This is a genomic window from Shouchella lonarensis (genome assembly GCF_900096965.1).
In the GTDB taxonomy this organism is placed as follows: domain Bacteria; phylum Bacillota; class Bacilli; order Bacillales; family Bacillaceae_D; genus Shouchella; species Shouchella lonarensis.
This window is the reverse complement of sequence record NZ_FMYM01000015.1, coordinates 13,841-32,930: the sequence shown is the minus strand read 5'-3', so window position 1 is coordinate 32,930 and position 19,090 is coordinate 13,841. Positions and strand designations below refer to the sequence as shown.

At 42.1% G+C, this 19,090-nt stretch carries 17 protein-coding genes, 1 rRNA gene and 1 riboswitch; of the genes, 8 read left to right on the top strand and 10 right to left on the bottom strand.

All coding sequences use genetic code 11. From position 1 onward, the window contains the following. Window positions 1-76 (bottom strand): 16S ribosomal RNA (locus BLT29_RS12770); the annotation flags it as partial. A 257-nt stretch (window positions 77-333) separates the two neighbouring features. Further along, entirely contained in the window at window positions 334-579 is a 246-nt protein-coding gene (locus BLT29_RS12765) for a hypothetical protein (protein ID WP_090776709.1), read from the bottom strand. Window positions 580-712: 133 nt separating this feature from the next. Here BLT29_RS12765 and pdaB point away from each other — a divergent pair, with 133 nt between their 5' ends. Beyond that, complete coding sequence (gene pdaB / locus BLT29_RS12760; protein WP_090776705.1) at window positions 713-1,474, top strand: polysaccharide deacetylase family sporulation protein PdaB; 762 nt, start codon at window positions 713-715, stop codon at window positions 1,472-1,474. 92 nt (window positions 1,475-1,566) lie between these two features. On the opposite strand, the gene BLT29_RS12755 is transcribed toward pdaB, so the two are convergent. After that, a complete protein-coding gene (locus tag BLT29_RS12755) occupies window positions 1,567-2,157 on the bottom strand; it encodes a KinB-signaling pathway activation protein (RefSeq protein WP_090776708.1) in 591 nt (196 codons plus the stop codon). A gap of 142 nt (window positions 2,158-2,299) precedes the next feature. On the opposite strand from BLT29_RS12755, the gene gerD reads away from it, so the two are divergent. Next, on the top strand, window positions 2,300-2,887 hold the full coding sequence (gene gerD, locus BLT29_RS12750; protein ID WP_367576300.1) for a spore germination lipoprotein GerD: 588 nt from the start codon (window positions 2,300-2,302) through the stop codon (window positions 2,885-2,887). 71 nt (window positions 2,888-2,958) lie between these two features. Here gerD and salA read toward each other — a convergent pair whose 3' ends face one another. The 3 genes from salA to BLT29_RS12735 all read right to left on the bottom strand — a co-directional run bounded on the left by salA (window position 2,959) and on the right by BLT29_RS12735 (window position 5,425). Beyond that, window positions 2,959-4,023: an iron-sulfur carrier protein/transcriptional regulator SalA gene (gene salA, locus BLT29_RS12745; protein WP_281241432.1), complete on the bottom strand. Its 1,065-nt coding sequence runs from the start codon at window positions 4,021-4,023 to the stop codon at window positions 2,959-2,961. A gap of 116 nt (window positions 4,024-4,139) precedes the next feature. After that, the gene (cwlD, locus tag BLT29_RS12740; RefSeq protein WP_437182652.1) at window positions 4,140-4,907 is read right to left on the bottom strand and encodes an N-acetylmuramoyl-L-alanine amidase CwlD; all 768 of its coding nucleotides are present in this window, start codon (window positions 4,905-4,907) and stop codon (window positions 4,140-4,142) included. A 32-nt stretch (window positions 4,908-4,939) separates the two neighbouring features. Next, window positions 4,940-5,425 (bottom strand): DUF2521 family protein, encoded by a 486-nt coding sequence (locus BLT29_RS12735; protein ID WP_245701291.1) that lies wholly within the window; start codon window positions 5,423-5,425, stop codon window positions 4,940-4,942. A gap of 271 nt (window positions 5,426-5,696) precedes the next feature. On the opposite strand from BLT29_RS12735, the gene BLT29_RS12730 reads away from it, so the two are divergent. The 4 genes from BLT29_RS12730 (at window position 5,697) to BLT29_RS13430 (ending at window position 10,010) form a co-directional block, all read left to right on the top strand. Beyond that, window positions 5,697-6,752 carry an ABC transporter ATP-binding protein gene (locus BLT29_RS12730; protein ID WP_090776701.1) on the top strand — a complete coding sequence of 352 codons (1,056 nt, stop codon included), beginning with the start codon at window positions 5,697-5,699 and terminating at the stop codon, window positions 6,750-6,752. A 185-nt stretch (window positions 6,753-6,937) separates the two neighbouring features. Further along, the gene (locus BLT29_RS12725) at window positions 6,938-8,014 is read left to right on the top strand and encodes an extracellular solute-binding protein (protein WP_245701289.1); all 1,077 of its coding nucleotides are present in this window, start codon (window positions 6,938-6,940) and stop codon (window positions 8,012-8,014) included. Between the two features lie 85 nt (window positions 8,015-8,099). Then, the gene (locus tag BLT29_RS12720; RefSeq protein WP_090776700.1) at window positions 8,100-9,773 is read left to right on the top strand and encodes an ABC transporter permease; all 1,674 of its coding nucleotides are present in this window, start codon (window positions 8,100-8,102) and stop codon (window positions 9,771-9,773) included. A gap of 78 nt (window positions 9,774-9,851) precedes the next feature. Further along, the gene (locus BLT29_RS13430) at window positions 9,852-10,010 is read left to right on the top strand and encodes a hypothetical protein (protein WP_176763923.1); all 159 of its coding nucleotides are present in this window, start codon (window positions 9,852-9,854) and stop codon (window positions 10,008-10,010) included. A gap of 10 nt (window positions 10,011-10,020) precedes the next feature. Here the strand turns inward: BLT29_RS13430 and hflX are convergent, their stop codons facing one another. Further along, on the bottom strand, window positions 10,021-11,289 hold the full coding sequence (gene hflX, locus BLT29_RS12715; protein WP_090776699.1) for a GTPase HflX: 1,269 nt from the start codon (window positions 11,287-11,289) through the stop codon (window positions 10,021-10,023). Window positions 11,290-11,438: 149 nt separating this feature from the next. Further along, a riboswitch (yybP-ykoY riboswitch) is annotated at window positions 11,439-11,618 on the top strand. Between the two features lie 73 nt (window positions 11,619-11,691). On the opposite strand from hflX, the gene BLT29_RS12710 reads away from it, so the two are divergent. Next, window positions 11,692-12,480: a TerC family protein gene (locus BLT29_RS12710; RefSeq protein ID WP_090776698.1), complete on the top strand. Its 789-nt coding sequence runs from the start codon at window positions 11,692-11,694 to the stop codon at window positions 12,478-12,480. A 25-nt stretch (window positions 12,481-12,505) separates the two neighbouring features. After that, window positions 12,506-13,042, top strand: a complete 537-nt coding sequence (locus tag BLT29_RS14050) for a DNA-3-methyladenine glycosylase I (protein ID WP_090776697.1) — start codon at window positions 12,506-12,508, stop codon at window positions 13,040-13,042. Between the two features lie 38 nt (window positions 13,043-13,080). On the opposite strand, the gene BLT29_RS12700 is transcribed toward BLT29_RS14050, so the two are convergent. The 3 genes from BLT29_RS12700 to BLT29_RS12690 form a co-directional block, all read right to left on the bottom strand. After that, on the bottom strand, window positions 13,081-13,800 hold the full coding sequence (locus BLT29_RS12700; RefSeq protein ID WP_090776696.1) for a hypothetical protein: 720 nt from the start codon (window positions 13,798-13,800) through the stop codon (window positions 13,081-13,083). 87 nt (window positions 13,801-13,887) lie between these two features. Continuing rightward, a complete protein-coding gene (locus BLT29_RS12695) occupies window positions 13,888-16,260 on the bottom strand; it encodes a S8 family serine peptidase (RefSeq protein ID WP_090776695.1) in 2,373 nt (790 codons plus the stop codon). Window positions 16,261-16,663: 403 nt separating this feature from the next. Beyond that, window positions 16,664-19,066: a S8 family serine peptidase gene (locus BLT29_RS12690; protein ID WP_090776694.1), complete on the bottom strand. Its 2,403-nt coding sequence runs from the start codon at window positions 19,064-19,066 to the stop codon at window positions 16,664-16,666. Window positions 19,067-19,090: the final 24 nt, after the last annotated feature.

Below are 19,090 nucleotides of genomic sequence, written 5' to 3'. Positions count from 1 at the left end.
CTTCTGTGCGCTCGACTTGCATGTATTAGGCACGCCGCCAGCGTTCGTCCTGAGCCAGGATCAAACTCTCCATTAAAGTGTTTGATTTGCTCATTTTGCACAAATTTCTTTGTGGCTTACATGTTGAGATCTATTGATCTCTTTTTACGCTTGGCTATTGTTTAGTTTTCAATGAGCTTGTGTCGCTGTTTGTTGGCGACTTTTAATACTATACAGAAGTTAACTTGATCTGTCAACTTCTTTTTTTTAAGAAGATTGTTTAACTGCACTTCATAAAAATCGCTCACACTTCAAAGCGACGCTAATTAATATATCACACATCAAAATCAATCGTCAACCCTTTTTATCAAAAGGCGTTTTATTTAATAAATTCGATGATAGTGCGTATTGCGACCATTCTTCTGGTCGAGTAAAGCGCTTATACAAGCCATATACAAGTCCATATTTTTCTTTCATTGCTACTTGCACAATTGGCTCTAATCGATTATCTGATAAGTCACTTAAAATCTCTTCCAACTCCCTTTTCAGTAAATATGCAATCTCCTCCACTTCTTTTTCCGTTAACATCACACCTAACATCGGTCCCACCATCCTTCCTCAAGTTCATCACCTTCATGACTAACCATTCTCCTCTTCTCTTACATATTTTATTCATATCTCGTCCAAGCGTTCATAAATTGTACATAAGACCTACTGTGAAGGAGCTGTTATCATGAAAGGGATTTGGGTGCTAAACATTAGGCGTCGGAAGCCCCTTATTTTTATTTGTGTTGCCGCAATGTTTGTCGCGAGTTGGCTATTCATTGCCAAAGAGCATGTGTCTGTATTTTCAACTTCAGAAGGACCACAAGCTTTTTATCGGGCCAACGACGCGAAACAATCGATCGCCCTTACTTTTAATATTAGCTGGGGCGAAAAGCGTGTGGCACCCATTGTCAAGTTGCTACAAGATCATGACGTCGAGCATGCGACATTTTTTTTGCTTGCTTCATGGGCTGAAAAATACCCTGATTTAGTCGAAGTGATCCAGGAAGCTGGTTATCAAATTGGCAGCCACGGTTACCGTTATAAAGACTACACCATGCTAGATGACGAAGAAGTCATCCGCGATATGAGGCGCAGCAAAGAAGTGTTACAACAACTAACTGATACGGCTCCGACTTTACTGCGTCCACCAAATGGCGCTTTCACGAAACAAACATTGGCTCTTGCAGACGAACAATCATTTGACGTTGTTCATTGGAGTGTCAACTCTTATGATTATAAAAACCCTGGCACAGAGGCAATTATTGAAAACACCCTCTCCCATACACAAGCAGGAGACGTTCTGCTCTTCCACGCTTCAGACTCCGTCAAACAAACAGAACAGGCATTGCCGACGATTTTAACTGCACTTAAGAAACAAGGATATACCTTTGTAACAATTCATACACTGATGGATGGTAGCAGTGCTGACAGTGAAATCGTCGAATAAAGAAATCTGAAGCACCATTCTAAAATAAAGACCCCACAGTTAGCGTAATAGCTACCTTTTGGGGTCTCTTTGCAAATCAATGGCTTTTTTATTTATGCTGGCTTCTTGATTAAACGGTGCAACAATAACAGTTGCCATGTATTTGCGACAAGTAGTGGGGTGATATAAATTGCTAACCACTTGGCATCATTTGCAACTAAAGCCGGAATCCACTCAATTGTCGTAATCACAAACATAAAAAACAATGCAGGTACAAAAGCCACTTGATTTGTCTCACGTGCTTTCACCCATGCAATGAGTACACCGTAAACGAACAACAGTGTCGGTACAATCATATAACCGAAAAAACTTTCTCCCTCTTTTGCATAAGCCACGTACCGAAAATAAACAAGATCAAAATACACAAATACAATTAGTATCCATTGAATTCGATTCCACAGTGTGTGTGTCTTTGATAAACCTAATCCAAACCGGTGTAAAAATAAATAAGCGAAGAAACCCATTTGTGCCACAACACTAATCGCCGCGCCCAATCCGATCATCCAAATGACACCGACAATAAAATTGGTCATACCGTTCCCAACATACACATCCCAATTTAAAAAGACGCCTACGATGCCTCCACATACACTGCTTATAAACAAGGTCGACCAAAAGATAAAAACCACTTTTCTGCTATTCACAACTACTTCCTCCAATTCACTCACATGTCTCCATTGTAGCAACCTTGGTATTGAAATACCAGTGCGCTTACGCATATTTTACGGTAGCTGGTAAACACTATCTCCATCATTCTTAAAAAAGAAACGGAGGTTGACACCCGGCGTGATACGGAGTAGATTTACACCACTATGGACGATGGCGATCGTGAGCATCTTTCTCATTACTAGCTGCGCGCCAGCTGAAGGACAGCAAGGCGCTGATTACGAAGGAACGAAAAAAATGGTCATTGATTTGCTAAAAACCGATGAAGGAAAAAAGGCGTTACAACAAGTCATTGCTGAAGAAGATATGCGTGAAGAACTTGTTATGGATAGTGAATTTGTCCAAAAGACGATTCAAGAAACACTTACATCTAAAGAAGGAAAGGAATTTTGGCAAAAAGCATTTGAAGATCATGAATTTGCCAAAGCATTTTCTGAAAGTATGCAGGAACAACACGAAAAGTTATTAAAAGACCTTATGAAAGATCCAGAATATCAACAAATGATGATGGATATTTTAACTGATCCTGAAATGGAGAAACAAGCACTGTCTCTCATGAAGTCAAAAGAATATCGTGAACAAGTGATGGAAATTATGGAAGAGGCATTAGAAAGTCCCAACTTCGCTGCAAAGATGGTTGACTTAATGAAAGAAGCAAATAAAAAACAAAAAGAAGAAGACAAAAAAGCTGATAAGAAGGACAAATAATTCATTTACCGAAAGAAATCCCCATGATTTACATACAATGGGGATTTCTTTACTATAAATATTTATGACATTTAAACATGACGCGTCTTTTCTATCATGCGGATTGCTAAGTCATTATAAATTTGCCCAATTGGATGAGCGATGTCGTAAATGGAGGGCGCAAAATCTTCTTCATTCACTTTAGGTTGTCCGAGTGGAATTTTCGCCAACAACTCCGTTTTCAACTCCTCAGCCAGTCGTTCACCGCCACCTTTGCCAAACACATATTCCTTCTCACCTGTTTTCTCGCTTTGGAAATAAGACATATTCTCGACAACACCTAACATTTCATGATGCGTCTTAATTGCCATTGCGCCAGCGCGTGCAGCAACAAATGCAGCGGTTGCATGGGGCGTTGTAACAAGTAATTCTTTAGATTCCGGTAACATTGCATGTAAATCTAATGCGACATCGCCTGTGCCAGGTGGCAGGTCAAGCACTAAATAATCGAGATCGCCCCACTCACACTCAGAAAAGAATTGGTTAATCATTTTTCCGAGCATCGGACCACGCCAAATGACCGGGGCATTATCTTCAACAAAAAAGCCCATTGAAATCACTTTGACCCCAAAACGTTCCACGGGATATATCCGCTTCCCAACCACTTTAGGGCGCGTTTCAATTCCCATCATGTCAGGTACACTAAAACCATAAATATCTGCATCAATTATACCCACTTTTTTCCCTTGTCGCGCAAGTGCTACTGCTACATTCACAGAGACTGTGGACTTGCCTACGCCGCCTTTTCCACTCGCCACTGTAATAAATGTCGTCTTACTTGTTGGCGCGAGCAATGACGGTCCACTATACGGCGACGCCGTCGCGCCACCAAATTTTTCTAATTCTTCCTCAGATAATGTTTCAAATCGTAAACCAACCGATTTGGCCCCTTCGCTCTTTAACACATTCACAATCTCTTGTTGTACTTGCATTTGCTCTGCTGTGCCTGTTTTCGCTAATGCAATTTTCAAGCTGACGTTGCCATCTTTATTTTTCAACTGTCGTACACCGCCTGTATCAACAATGCTTTTATTTAAATCACGGTCTTTTATACGCTTAAGCGCTGCCAAAATTTCTTTCTCGGTCACGAGAGCCACCACCCTATACAAATTGCAGCTGTTCTCTTTAAAAGAGCTTTGTCTATACACTGCTATCGTGACCAAGTATAGCATATTCCTTAAGCAGAAATCACTCACTACAACTTATTTTTCACTTACTTCGTTTCCATACCCTTCGTTTGCTCCTCAACAACCTCCCCTGATACAAACCGTAACATGCCTGTATAAATTGAAGCAGCCAATTTGCGTTGATATTCTTCTGTCTCCAAAAGCCTTGCCTCATCAGGATTCGATAAAAATCCAGCCTCTACTAATACACCGGGGATTTTGGCTTCTTTCAGTAAGTATACATGGTGGATGGGCTTTGCGTGTCGTTTCGTATTTTCTAACTGGTTCCTCAATTCGTCTTGGATCAACGTTGCGAGCTCCGCATTTTTGTGTTCTTTTAAATGATAAAAAGTTTGTGCACCACGCCACTTAGGCGATGGAATCGCGTTCATATGAATAGAAACAAACAAGTCAGCGCTCGATTCATTGACAACTTGAACACGACGCTTCAAATCCTGCACCTTACGACGCCGTATTTTTACTACATCTTCGTCGGCTAAATCCATATCCTCTTCCCTTGTCATAAAAACAAGCGCGCCTGCTTCCTGTAAATAATCACGAAGTTTTAAAGCAACAGCAAGCGTCACTTCTTTCTCGATCAACCCAGATTTTGAAGTAGCACCACCATCTATCCCGCCATGCCCTGGATCAAGCACAATGACTTTTCCTGATAATGGCATGTGCCAAGTGGTAGGCGACCCATTTGATGATCGATCAGCTTGAAACCAAAACAATACGATCGCAACTGCCATTGCACTCACAAATATAAACCATTTATATTTTGTCACACCATTGTCCCCCTTGTCCTCACTCATATATACGAGGAAGTGGGACAAATTATTCTTTACTAATACAACCGTAAACGATAAGCTTTTTTACCTTCTTGAAACCCTTTATTCCACCAGCGATCAATTAAAGGTTCCGTTGCTCCTAAGAAAAGTTCATAGCGTTCTTTTGGTTCATCGGCCCATCCCATTAATGCAGCACATAGACCATGAACAAATACTTCTCGTTCAATATCACATCGCTCTTTTGCCTCACACACTGTTTCCCCGTAAAAACCAAATCGTCCATGCGTAGCACCTAATAAATATGCGTCAATCACCGTGTCTAAACACTGATCTAATAAAAATGGGTACGCTTGAACCGACTGATTTTTTGAAACAGCACCAGCATTCATCTTTCGACTGGTGCATTGCAAAGATAGCAATGGTCGAAAACATTGATGAATATCACGCTCTAATTCGTCAAGTGATAGTTGCCTTAGCATCTTTCGCTCAAACAACTGTTGCTTTTCTTTTCTCTTTGCCGGTAATGTCGTGATGACAGTCATGCATTCCCCCTCCTTTTTGTTTAGTATGAGGAAGCACGTTAGAGACATACACCACATCATGCAGTAAAAACTGCGTACTGTACCAAATAATGACCGCCTTACTAAAACATGCTGGCTCGTCCAACTAACACCATGTTTTTGATCACGCCTTCCATATTGTAGCGTTTGCAGCAACTGCTTTCATGTGCTATAATCCATTCAGAATGAAAATCATTCTCATCTTCTTATACATACACAGCACCAACATTGATCGTCACTTCGGAGGTTCCTTATGAGCTTTATACACTTACATCAAGTATCGAAAACATTTCCACGTGCTGTCCGACCTGCCGTCACCGCCATTGATTTAATGATTGAGCGTGGGGAAATTATCGCACTTCTTGGACCGAGCGGGTGCGGTAAAACAACGACACTTCGCATGATTGCTGGATTTGAACAGCCAACATACGGGAAAATTACGATTGGTGGACAAATTGTTTACGACCAGTTTCAAACAACCCCTCCAGAAAAACGCGGGATCGGCATGGTTTTTCAAGACTATGCGCTGTTTCCTCATTTATCAATTGCTAAAAATATTATGTTTGGTTTGACAAAGTGGCGAACAAGGGACAAACAATCCCGTGTCAAAGAAGTGCTTGCACTTGTTGGTTTAACCGATTACGCTGATCGTTATCCACACGAACTTTCTGGTGGGCAACAACAGCGCGTTGCTTTAGCGCGCGCCCTTGCACCTAGACCTCATGTCATCTTAATGGATGAACCGTTCAGTAACTTAGACGCCGGTTTACGGGAGAAGATGCGTTATGACATTATGACCATTCTCCAAAAAGCAGCAGCAACTGCCCTCATTGTGACACATGATCAAAAAGATGCCTTTGCCGTTGCCGATCGTGTCGTTGTCATGAACGAAGGAGAAATACAGCAAATTGACACCCCTCGCGAGATGTATCGTTGCCCTAAAAATTGTTTTGTTGCTCAATTTGTTGGAAAAACCAACCTACTCTCAGGTAAATTGTGTGCAGATATGCGTCATGTCGAGACAAACATTGGACGTGTTTGTCTACCATCACAATCTGAAGTCATGCTTGAAGATGTAAATGTCTCTATTCGACCAGAAGGATGTAGGTTAGCTGAACGAGGTCGTTACACGGGCAAAGTCACCCGCGTTACTTATAGTGGTGAATACCAAGAAGTCTTAGTGACGCTTGGCGATACAACAGAATTCACTGAACCGATTGTACTCTACGCACCTATGGAACAAGATGTCAATATTGGCTCGACCGTTTCTTTTGATATTCAACCAGAACTTGTTGCACTCGTTGAATAAAAAGACCTACATTTTGTCGTAAAATTGGGCTGACAAGCTTTTTCATGCCCAAAAACTTCCGTAAATTGACATTTTCAAGTTTTTCTTCATTTCAATTGACAATGATTATCATTATCGTTATACTAACAAGCGTACGGTCGGAACGTTTTTTGACCTGCAATACATAAACAAAGGGGAAATCATTTATGTTGAAAAAAATGAAGCCGGTATCACTATGCTTCACAGGTGCAATTGCACTGATGTTAGCAGCATGTGGCGCTGGTGATGAAAATAAAGAAGAAGGTAAAGAAACGCCTAAGGAAGCAAACAAAGAAGAAACAAGCTCGCTCGTTGTTTATTCTTCACGTAATGAAACGTTTGTTGACAGCTTGCTGGAGAAGTTCGAGAAAGACACCGGCATAGAAGTTCAGGCGTTACATGCAGGTGACAATGCGTTAAACCGGATTAAAGCAGAAGCCGGTAATGTACAAGGAGATATTTTCATTTCTAATGACATTGGTGCACTTGAACATTTACATTTAGAAGGTTTACTTGAGGGCGCGAATCCAAAGGGAATTGATACCATTGATGAACGCTATCGCGCTGATGATAACGCTTGGTTTGCCCTGTCTGCACGGACCCGCGTTTTAATGTATAATAAAGACTTAATCACAGAAGAAGATATGCCGAAAAAAATTGAAGACTTGACCGATGAAAAATGGAAAGGCCAATTCGCTATTACTCGCGGTGGAAACAGCGGGATGGTCGGTCATGTTTCTGCGCTACGTAAAGAGTGGGGCGATGACAAGACAACCGAGTGGATTGCCGCAGTGAAAGACAATGCCGGCGTCATCTTAGAAGGACACGGCGACATTCGCCGCGCCGTTGGTGCAGGAGAATTTACATTTGGACTTGTGAACAACTATTATTACCACCAACAACTTCGCGAAACAACAGATAACAACGTTGGGGTCATTTATCCAGACCAAGGCGATGACGAGATGGGAGCGGTTGTTAACGCCGCCGGTGTTGGCCTCGTTAAAGGTGCACCCAATCATAATAACGCCCAGAAGTTTTTAGAGTGGATTCTTCTTCCAGAAAATCAACAGGCATTCTCATACGACTCTTTAGAAGTACCAATTAACCCAGACGTTGAAGCACCTGAAGGCGCAGCATCTATTAAAGATTACAAAACCCATGATATGCCGCTCAATCAACTTGGTGAAGTTTGGGAAGACACACGCCAATTAATTGAGAAAGCTGGTCTTGATCTCGATTTGTAGCATTTCTTACAGGAGTGTACAATGGAGGCGTACGTACCGTTGTGATGCCGTCTAATCATTCCTTATATGTAGGAGAGAGTTGCACATGAATAAAAAAAATCATAACAAAAAACACACAACAAGCGAGGTATGCAGGCAACGCCTGTCAACCTCGCTTGTTTTCGTGAAAAAGTATTGGCTGAACTTGTGGCATGGTGCGCCACCTGGGCCTGTCTTATTTGGTCTTGCTATGATCACAGCACTTATTATGGCGATCCCTATCGTGTACGTCACGCTAGAAGCATTACTTGCAGGTACAGATAATTGGTTACGTTTACTGGACACACGTGTACCCCACCTCCTTTGGAATACACTGTCGCTCACATTGCTTGTAACATTCTTCGCCTGTTTAATTGGCGTTTCCCTTGCTTGGTTTGTACATCGTACACATTTACCCGGGTATAAAACGTGGCAGTGGCTGCTCGCTTTACCTTTAGTCATTCCACCTTATGTCGGTGCCGTCGCATACATCATTATTTTCGGACCCCGAGGCTGGCTTTGGCGGTATTGGCGTGATTCTGCATGGCTTTCTGAACGATTCGGCGAATATCCAATTGATTTGTACACCTTTTGGGGCGTCTGTTTTATTTTAACGTTGTTTACGTATCCATATGTCTACTTAATTACAAGTGCAGCGTTACGCAAGATGAATCGCAACTTTGAAGAAGTCGCCCGTGCACAAGGCATGTCAACAAAACATATTTTCTTTAAAGTGAATTTACCGTTTTTACGACCTGCGATCGGTGCTGGGGCGATTCTCATTGCTTTATATGTCTTATCTGATTTCGGGGCGATTGCCATGTTGCGATACACAACATTTACTGCCGCTATTTATTATCAGATGAGCAGCTACGATCACCTCTCAGCAACCGTACTCAGTCTCGTGCTGATCATCCTTACATTAATCATCCTGTGGATTGAAACACGCACTCGGAAAAATCGCCATTATTATCAAACAACAAACAGCTTTCAACCTCCTAAGCGGCTTTCTTTAGGAAAGTGGACATGGATTGCTTTTGTTTTTGTTTTTCTGATCTTTTCGCTCTCTGTTCTGTTGCCCATTGCAGTCCTACTTTACTGGACAATGATTGGCATTGGTGATGGGGTGCTTGATACAAAATTTTGGACATACGGATTCAACAGCCTCAAAGTTTCGGCGCTAGCTGCTTTGTCGTGTATGTTTTTGTCTTTACCAGTTGTTTATTTACGGTCCCGCTACCCAACAACCATTTCTTATTTTATTGCGAAGCTGAGCTATGCTGGTTATGCTTTACCGGGTGTCATTGTTGCAATCGGTGTGATCTTTTTATTTAATCAATATGTGCCTATTTTATATAACACCTTCTATTTAATCGCCTTTGCCTTCATTATTCGGTTCTTACCTCAATCGATGCAAGCCACCGATGCTTCGTTACGGCTTATTTCACCACGAATAGATGAAGCTGCACGTAGTCTTGGGCAACCACCATGGAAAGTGATGTTGACTGTGATTATTCCGTCTGTATTGCCGGGAATCCTTGCCGGCGGTGCACTCGTATTTGTCAGTGCGATGAAGGAGTTACCAGCCACTCTCTTACTCCGACCACCTGGATTTGATACACTCGCCGTACGAATATGGGTAGATACAAGTGAAGCAATGTATGCACAGGCCGCGCCTACAGCACTACTCATCATTCTTGTTTCACTCATTCCACTACGGTATTTGCTAAAAAAGTATTAACGTATGAAAAATCACATTTAATTTTGTTTAAAAATCCTCCTTTTGGCAATGATAACAGTAAAAAGGAGCGTCTCTCTTATGAACTTAGCACGCCTTAACACAACACAATACCAAACACATACAGAAATCGCTAACCGCCGACTGTCACGTCATATTTTAACGTACAGTCACTGGTATGATGATGACACGATCCAAAAGGCAAAAGAAAATTTACGAAAAAAACATGATGCACGCTAAAAAAAGCGCATCATGTTTTTGATTGATAATCTTTCCATTTGTCCACTTCAGAATGACGCAAGAGCGCTTGAACACGCCATCCGTCATCTTCTTTTAACACCGACTGTACAACTGTCTCTTGATGAACCTCAGCAAATATGTCCGGCTTATTGTATGGTATTAAAAATGTTTCTGTCACATCACATCCGTACAGTAGTTCTTCTATCCTCTTAAATAAATGTGGCAATCCTTCCCCCGTTTTTGCCGATAAAAATAGTTCATTTTCATGTATACGTGGCACTTCCTTAGGAACTTGGTCAATTTTATTAAAGATGTGCAGCCGTGGCTGGTCAATCCCAAGTGAAGCAAGCGTTTCATCCGTTGTCTTCATCATCTCTAAATAATGCTCATGGGTGTAATCAACGACATGCAGCAGCAAATCTGCATCTTTTGCCTCAGACAACGTGGACCGGAAAGCTTTCACTAAATGATGAGGTAATTTAGATACAAAACCGACTGTATCCGCCAGAAAAAAGGCGTGCTGCTGATTTAACGATACTTGCCGTACGGATGTATCAAGTGTCGCAAACAACATGTCTTTTTCTAACACTGCCTTCTCAATAGATTGTTGTGTATAACGTAAGATGGCATTCATTAATGAAGACTTTCCGGCGTTTGTATAGCCTACAAGTGCTACAAGTGGCGTCATCTGTTTTTTGCGCTTCTTACGTTGTTCTTCACGCTGTTCATCCACTTTTGCAAGATCCCGTTTTAAACTTTGCATACGTGTTTCAATTTTACGACGATCAAGTTCTAGTTTCGTCTCTCCCCCACCTCGTGTCGCTAACCCTACGCCACTCCCACCTTGACGGCTTAACGAGGCCCGCATGCCAACAAGCCGCGGCAATAAATACTGTGATTGGGCAAGTAATACTTGCATTTGTGCTTCTTTTGTCTGCGCTCTTTTTGCAAAAATATCCACCACAAGCATCGTTCGATCATACACAGTCACTTCTAGCAGACTTTCCAGATTTCTTATTTGCGACGGAGATAATTCATCATTAAAGACAACGATTGTCGCTTCACCTACTTCGCACATCGCCTGTAACTCCCTCACTTTGCCTTTACCAATATAGGTTGCACGATTTGGCACCGACAACTTTTGGGTTAGCTGTCCAATCGTCTCTAGGTCAAGCGCTTCTGTAAGGTGATCTAACTCTTGCATTTCATACACTAAATCATTTGTTCCAGGTAAATCTATCCCGACAATGATTGCGCTTTGTTTTTGATTGTCTCCCATCCATTTCCTCCCTCAGACGTTTCGAAATCCATGTAGATACACGCTGCCACTAGTATAACACCTTTTTCAATACATCATCATGCACAGCTGTTCAAAAAATGTTTGACATCGATCACACAACCGCGATATACTCATATTAAATTCAATCGGATTCCTTCAAAGGGGAGTAGCGATCGAGTAGTACTTACTCGAATCAAAGTCGTCATGACGTGAACAACTGTTCACCGGCTTTGATGGCATAATGACTATGCTTTGCAAGACCTTTGCCATGTTCAGTTAAATGACTGTGGCAGAGGTCTTTTTATGTCTTCTGTCTCGTTTATTTGATTGGCTACAGGCGGGATACATTGAGCAGGCAATTGCACACTGCTATTGCACAACCTTTTAAGGAGAGAATATGAAATGGAAATGACTTTATTGTTAGAGTACAGCTGGGTGCTCATCGTCCTCGTTGCATTGGAAGGCATTCTTGCTGCAGATAACGCGCTTGTCTTAGCGATCATGGTAAAGCACTTACCAGAGAAAGAACGCAAAAAAGCTTTGTTTTATGGATTGGCTGGTGCCTTTGTCTTTCGGTTATTATCTTTATTTGTCATCTCTTTTCTCGTTAACATCTGGCAAGTACAAGCGATCGGAGCACTGTACCTCCTCTTTATTGCTGCCAATCATTTATTGCGAAAATATATTGTGCGTAATAGTGAGGTGGCTGCCGGGATGGATGTGGCCAAAAAAGGGAGCGGGTTTTGGTGGACCGTCCTAAAAGTAGAAATTGCCGATATCGCCTTTGCTGTTGACTCAATTTTAGCTGCCGTTGCACTCGCTAGTGCACTCACACCAACAAACTTAGGGACAGTCGGTAGCATGGACGTGGGACAATTTGTCGTTGTCTTCTTAGGTGGCTTTTTCGGTCTTCTCATTATGCGATTTGCAGCAGTAAAATTTGTTCGCTTACTGCAAAAACGACCTGGGCTGGAGACTGCTGCTTTTGTTATTGTTGGTTGGGTCGGGATAAAATTAGTCGTCCAAGTACTGGCCCATCCGTCAGTCAATCTTATCCATGAACATTTCCCGCACAGCACAATTTGGAAGGTGTTTTTCTATTGTACACTTGTCGTGATCGTACTGTTTGGATGGTTCTGCTCAAAAGTAGAAGAAGAGGGGCAGTCACAGCATACGCCACTAGATCAATAAACTGACACAAGAAAGAAGGAGAGACATGTGCACAAGATGTAGCTGGGTCACTCATGATCCGTTATACAAACATTACCATGACCATGAATGGGGCAAAAAGACAACAGATGACCGCCTTTTATTTGAACAACTCATGCTAGAGGCGATGCAATCTGGACTTAGCTGGCTGACCATTTTAAAAAAACGAGAGGGTATCCGTGAGGCATTTGCTCAGTTTAACATCGACACGTTAACCCGCTACACGGATTGTCATGTTTCCCAGTTGTTGCAGAACAAAAACATCATCCGACATGAAGGAAAAATCCGTGCCGTCCTAAACAATGCACATGTAGTAAGAAACATACAGGAAGCGCACGAATCTCTGTTCAATTACATCTCCACTTTCATCAGCAGTAACATGAATACATCCTCCATGGACCAGGCAAAAAAGATGAGTCGTGCCCTCAAAAAACACGGGATGTCTTTCGTTGGACCAACTACATGCCACTCCTTCATGCAATCCTCTGGTCTGATTAATGGGCATCAGATCGATTGTTTTCTCTTTAACAAGTCCTCCCCGTAAGAAAAAGTTTGCCAGGATCACTGGCAAACTTTTTTCGCTTATCTTTCCGTATACAACGCCCCATTATCTGTTTGTTTCCCTAATACATTAAGGGTCGCTTCATATACCGCTCCTTGGTACTCGTTCCCAGCTTTCTCATCCAGTTTCACACCGAAATTCAAATCAATATATTGGTCTTCCTCCAACTTCCAAAACTCATTCTTCTCTCCATCTAAAGCTCCATCACCTAAGACAAAGGAGCCTGCGTTGTTCACCTCGTCCTCATCAATCAAATTAACTTCAATTTCCACGTCTTCAGTTACGTGTGTGCGCTTCGTTGACTTGTTAAGCGCCCCAATCTCATTTGTGATCCCGTCAAACAATTTTTCTAGCTCGTACTGGGCATCTTTAAACACATCCGTATCAGGTGTTTTCTTATACTTGATTGCAATATAACCAACCTTATAAGGGTCAATTGAGGCATTCACGTTTATTTCGTGCTCATACGTAGCTTGCAGATGTGCATCTAGCGTCCCTGTGTTCTCTATTTTCAACCAGTCACCGAAAATTAATTGCGACGGCGCAAACGATGAAGCTTGGACGATGTCACCAGAAATGTCATTGCCATTGTTCAATTCTAACGTACCGTTTTTAAGCTCTCCATTTGCTGATGTTTGAGAAGTAAACCAAGAAAATGAACCATTTGTTCCTACAACGAGTGCCAAAGCTCCTGCAAACGCTGTTCCAATCATCGCTACCTTTAACTTTTTCGTTTTCATTATCATCATTCCCCCTAAATATTTATCATGTCGATAAAAAAACGTATAGAAGGAGTTTTTCTCACTCCCTCTATTCAGTTTTTCGCCTTATGAAGCTACTTCGTCTTGGAATACATGCCCAATTGGAAACGGTTCAACCACTTCCGAAGTAATATAGGTACCAAATGGCACACGATACACTTCATTTTCATCCGCTTGGTTTGTATAGGTGATATAACCGCCATATAAACCTGTTGTCGTTGTTTTTGGTGCAATCAAAAATGCATTATTTGTAACCATTTGACCTGCCGGTACAGTGACCTTTTTGTTTGTTTGTAATACAACCCCACTCGCAGCCGCCGGCAACGTTCCGTTCACTGCATGAAATTTCACATCAACAGTGAATGTTTTCTCCTCAGAAGAACGATTAGTTAAACGTAAGCTATGACGTTCACGAATGTTTCCTTTATTTGTGCTAAGCATCCCATAACTAATTGCCCCCGTATGGTCAGAAACAAATTCAAGCACACCATCAACCACATGCAATCCATTCATTGTTGTTTGAACCGTCATGTCTGTTGCAACGGCAGCCTTTGGATTAATTAAACCCGCACCAATCTCAAAGACATTGTACTCTTCAGACAACGGTACCGCCGTATTCATTAAACGTGTCTTAATTTCTGCTGGTGTTAAATCTCCATCCGCTTGCAACATTAAAGCTGCAACGCCTGCAACATGCGGTGAAGCCATTGACGTCCCAGATGCACGCTGATAAGCAAACTCATAGCGATCGATATACTCCGGTCCCGCCATATACGATGGCACAGTTGACAAAATGTTTACCCCTGGTGCAACCACTTCAGGTTTAATTGCCGCTGTCATTTTAACTGGACCGCGAGAACTTGTGTCGGCTAGTACATCACCTGCCACTACGAGCTCGCTCATCTCACCAAACGTCATTGTTGAACCCTCGGCTAGTAATGCAGCAATTTCACTGCCTTGCTCATATGTCAAAGAAAAGCTCGGGATATAGCGAGGGCTTTCACCAAGATACGTTGGAATATGTCCACCTTCTGGGACATGATTATAAATGATGACAGCTACTGCACCATTTGCTTTTGCATTCTCAATCTTCTCAACAAATGTAATTTCTCCTCGTGAGATAAATGCAATTTTTCCGTCCACATCTATATCTTTAAAGTCTGCTTCATATCCCAGCCCTGCTCCTACTACTTCAAATGTCTCTTTTGCCAATGTTGTGTAGTCTGTATCAAACGAAGTAGCCAATACCCGTAAATCTCCAGTCAGTGTTTCTTCTCCGACATCATACGAACTTACGAACTCCGGCAAGGTAGTTGGTACACTGCTTGATCCGACAGAAATTGCCAAAGCCGATGTCGCCGGTGATCCAACTGACTCCAAACCATCCAGACCAGCATTACCCGCAGATGTCACGACTGTCACTCCGGCTAATGCCGCATTATTTGAAGCAATACTCGTCGGATAAGTCGGGTTATTTTTACTGGCGCCAAGAGATAAATTAATGACATCCATTCCATCTTCCACTGACTGTTCAATTGACGCAATGACGTCAGATGTGAAACCTGATCCATACGGGCCTAAAACACGATACGCATACAAATCCACATCAGGCGCCACGCCTAAAACAGCGTATTCTGAATCATTCTCAGCTTGTCCCGCAATTGTACCAGCAACATGTGTACCGTGATTTGTATAATATGATCGACCATCTAGGTTTTTTTCTGGTTGTCCAGATTCAAGCCAATCCTCATACGTTGCTTCCATTGGATCATCATCGTTATCAACAAAATCATAGCCACCTTGATAAGCAGCCTTTAAATCTGGATGGTTGTAGTCAATACCTGTATCAATGACCGCCACTTTAATCCCTTTACCAGTTAGACCGTCTACATGCATATCTGTAACGCCGAGGTGTGGCACACTCTCAGCCATCAATGCTTCAACTGGCTCATCTGCACCTTTCTCCTCAATTGGATGAACCAATTCAATCGTATCATTACTATAAACGGCTTTAACGCCTTCATAGTCTAATAGTTTTTCAACTTTATTCGCTGGTAACGTCAACGTAACACCATTAAAAACGGCATCATATGTACGTTCGACTTCATACTCAGTTGGCGAGGCCACATGATCAAGCACCTCTTCAAAAGCTGAATGTGATGCTTCTACATTGTCTTTTGCTTCTTTTTCTGTTAATTTCTCACCCAATGCTGCCGCTTCAGCTAAAGCCACTTTCTCTGGGACTTCCTCTAGCTCTACGATGACAGATACTGCTTCATCACTTTTTAAATCAACCTTTTCATCGACATGAAGCATTTTCTTTTCATCGCTTTCGGCCAATGCTGTTTGCATGGACGTCGGCACAGCACTTGCTACCATTCCGAGTGACACCGTCGCTGCAAATGCAATTTTAGCGTATCTTGATGTTGTTTTTCTCATCGAAACATCCTCTCTTTGGTGTATGAATCCAGCATTCTAAATTGAATTATAGCAAAACTATCGACAAAATTGTCATGATGCGTTTTTTGTTTATAAAGTTATGAACGAGTGCTACGCTCCCTAAAAAATTTATCCTTATCCATTTTGTCCCTGCACAAAGGTCATTTGCATGAACAATGGTCACTATTTTCAATCATTATTAACATCATTTGATCAGAAAAATGAATCTTTATACCCATAGACAGAAAGGTTCTTTCAGACTATATATTTTACATATAATGGATTTAAGATGATCTAAAAGTCTTGTTTTTCATTCCATTCTATCGCAACTTATGTAAATAAACGATAAATAATGTAACCCTATAATATAGACCGGCAAGAACAATGCCGGTCTTGAAGTCATTTACGAAGCCAAAGAATCTTTTATTTCAATTCCGATAGGAAACGGCGCCACCATTTCAGCAGTAATACATGCCCCGAATGGGATACGATATACCTCATTTTTGTCTTTTTCATTTGTGTACGTCATATAACCCCCATACACACCACTCTTAGCTGTTTTTGGTGAAATCAGAAACACATTATTTGTCACTGCTTTCCCTGCTGGAATGGTGACTTTTTTGTTTGTTTGCAACACAACCCCGCTCTCAGCGGCTGGCAATGTCCCATTTATATCTTGGAATTGTACGTCAACTAAAAACGTCTTCGCCTCAGAAGAACGATTTTGCAACCGCACACTATTTCGTTCACGTATATTCCCGTCATGTGTGCTGAGAAGGCCATAACTTAGTGCCCCTGTCTGGTCTGGTACATTTGTCAAGATATGATCTTGTACATGCACGCCTTCAACTGTCGTTTGAATGGTTACATCGGCTGTCACTGCTGATCGTGGATCAATTAAACCCGCACCCACTTCGAAAACATTGTATTCTTTTGCTAATGGGCGTGCTGTGTTCATGACACGTGTCTTCACTTCTCCAGGTGTTAGGTCGTGATCAGCTTGTAACATGAGTGCCGCAACACCAGCGACGTATGGCGCTGCCATTGAAGTCCCTGAATAATGGTCATAAGCCTCATCATAATTTCCAATATGCTCCGGTCCAAGCATAAAGTCAGGAACTGTAGAGAAGATTTCCTCCCCAGGTGCCACAATTTCAGGTTTGATTGCACCTGTCTGGTTAACCGGACCACGAGAGCTAAACGATGCAATGAGGTCACCCGTTGCAATCCATTCACTTGCCCCCAGCTTCACTGAAACTTCCTTCTCTGCTAACGCTGCAATGTCACTGCCTTGTTCATCTGAAAGATAGAATGTTGGGATATCAAGTCCCGTACCATAAAAGTTCCAGAAAGATGAAGAATCGAGTTCTAAACCTACAAAATCGTTATAAATGAACACTGCAGCGGCACCGTCCTCACCTGCACGTAACAGTCTTCCTTCCTCATCTCTAAAAAGCTCTTTTGCTGAGATCACTACTGCTTTTCCCTCTAGGTCAATATGATCAAGGTCCGATCCTGCTATATTAACCAACTCAAACTCTTGTCCACTTAGCGATTCTCCGTCAACATCTTCATCAAAAGTAGGATCCAAACGTACTTGTCCTGTCAACATCTCGTTTTCGGATGTATACGTGCTCTCAAATTGCAGGATATCTAGTGGCATTGAACTTGCCCCCACCGCGATTGGCAGTGAAGCTGTTGCTGGTTCTCCCACTGTGTATAAACTATGATCTTCATCATATAGCGCATATAACGCGTCATTGCCGGCGGCAACCACCACTGTCACACCAGAAAGTACCGCGTTGTTCACAGCAATACTTTCTGGTGTCAGTGGCGTATTTTCTGGTGACCCGAGTGATAAGTTAATGATATCCATCTCGTCCAACACTGATTGTTCAATCGCAGCGATGATATCCGCTGTTTCTCCCCAGCCTCCTGGACCGAGCACACGATAAGCATACAAATCAACATCCGGTGCCACACCTAGCACTGCATGATCAACATTGTTTTCTGCTTGACCAGCAATAATTCCAGCAACGTGTGTACCATGAGCTGTGTAATATTCTTCAAAAAACTCGTCAGGGTCATCAGGATCACGCACCTCAAGCCAATCGTCATACGTTGTCTCCATTGGATCATCGTCATCATCGACAAAGTCATAGCCGCCTTTATACGCAGACTTCAAGTCAGGATGATTGTAATCAATACCTGTATCAATCACACCGACTTTAATCCCTTTACCGGTGAAACCTTCTGTATGCATCTCTGCCACACCTAAACGAGGTGTACTACCCGTCGTTTCTTTGGTCACCGTTTCCGTTGATGTCTTTTGATTGAGAGGTCGAACAAGTTCAACCTTATCATTTTTATAAATCGCTTTAATTCCTTCATAGTCTAATAGTTTTTCAACCTTATTCGCTGGCAACGTCAGCGCTGCACCATTAAATATCTTGCTGTATGTTCGTTCAACCTCATACTCAGATTTAGTCTCTACGACCTCATCTAGTGCATCAATAAATGCCTCTTGTGATACTTCTATGTGGTTTTTTGCTTCCTTTTCTGTCAGTTTTTCACCTTCTGCTTCTGCCTCGACTAAAGCCACTTGTTCAGGCACCTCTTTAAGTTCAACAATGACTGATACATCTTCTTCGCTATTTAAATCAATTTTGTCATCAATATACAGGGTCTCTTCTTTGCTTTTAGTTTCGGCCGACACAATTAGTGCTGGAGAAGTCGCAGTAATCATACTGACCGATAGTGTCGCTGCGCATGCAATCTTTACATATCTTAATCTTGTTTTCTTCATAAATTCGTGGCCTCTTTCTTGTTT

Excerpts from the sequence above, each read along its gene's own strand:
- BLT29_RS12765 (WP_090776709.1), bottom strand. The coding sequence starts at position 579 with ATGTTAGGTGTGATGTTAACGGAAAAAGAAGTGGAGGAGATTGCATAT.
- pdaB (WP_090776705.1), top strand. The coding sequence starts at position 713 with ATGAAAGGGATTTGGGTGCTAAACATTAGGCGTCGGAAGCCCCTTATT.
- cwlD (WP_437182652.1), bottom strand. The coding sequence starts at position 4,907 with ATGAGTGAGGACAAGGGGGACAATGGTGTGACAAAATATAAATGGTTT.
- BLT29_RS12735 (WP_245701291.1), bottom strand. The coding sequence starts at position 5,425 with ATGACTGTCATCACGACATTACCGGCAAAGAGAAAAGAAAAGCAACAG.
- BLT29_RS12730 (WP_090776701.1), top strand. The coding sequence starts at position 5,697 with ATGAGCTTTATACACTTACATCAAGTATCGAAAACATTTCCACGTGCT.
- BLT29_RS12725 (WP_245701289.1), top strand. The coding sequence starts at position 6,938 with ATGTTGAAAAAAATGAAGCCGGTATCACTATGCTTCACAGGTGCAATT.
- BLT29_RS12720 (WP_090776700.1), top strand. The coding sequence starts at position 8,100 with ATGAATAAAAAAAATCATAACAAAAAACACACAACAAGCGAGGTATGC.
- BLT29_RS13430 (WP_176763923.1), top strand. The coding sequence starts at position 9,852 with ATGAACTTAGCACGCCTTAACACAACACAATACCAAACACATACAGAA.
- hflX (WP_090776699.1), bottom strand. The coding sequence starts at position 11,289 with ATGGGAGACAATCAAAAACAAAGCGCAATCATTGTCGGGATAGATTTA.
- BLT29_RS12710 (WP_090776698.1), top strand. The coding sequence starts at position 11,692 with ATGGAAATGACTTTATTGTTAGAGTACAGCTGGGTGCTCATCGTCCTC.
- BLT29_RS14050 (WP_090776697.1), top strand. The coding sequence starts at position 12,506 with ATGTGCACAAGATGTAGCTGGGTCACTCATGATCCGTTATACAAACAT.
- BLT29_RS12700 (WP_090776696.1), bottom strand. The coding sequence starts at position 13,800 with ATGAAAACGAAAAAGTTAAAGGTAGCGATGATTGGAACAGCGTTTGCA.
- BLT29_RS12695 (WP_090776695.1), bottom strand. The coding sequence starts at position 16,260 with ATGAGAAAAACAACATCAAGATACGCTAAAATTGCATTTGCAGCGACG.
- BLT29_RS12690 (WP_090776694.1), bottom strand. The coding sequence starts at position 19,066 with ATGAAGAAAACAAGATTAAGATATGTAAAGATTGCATGCGCAGCGACA.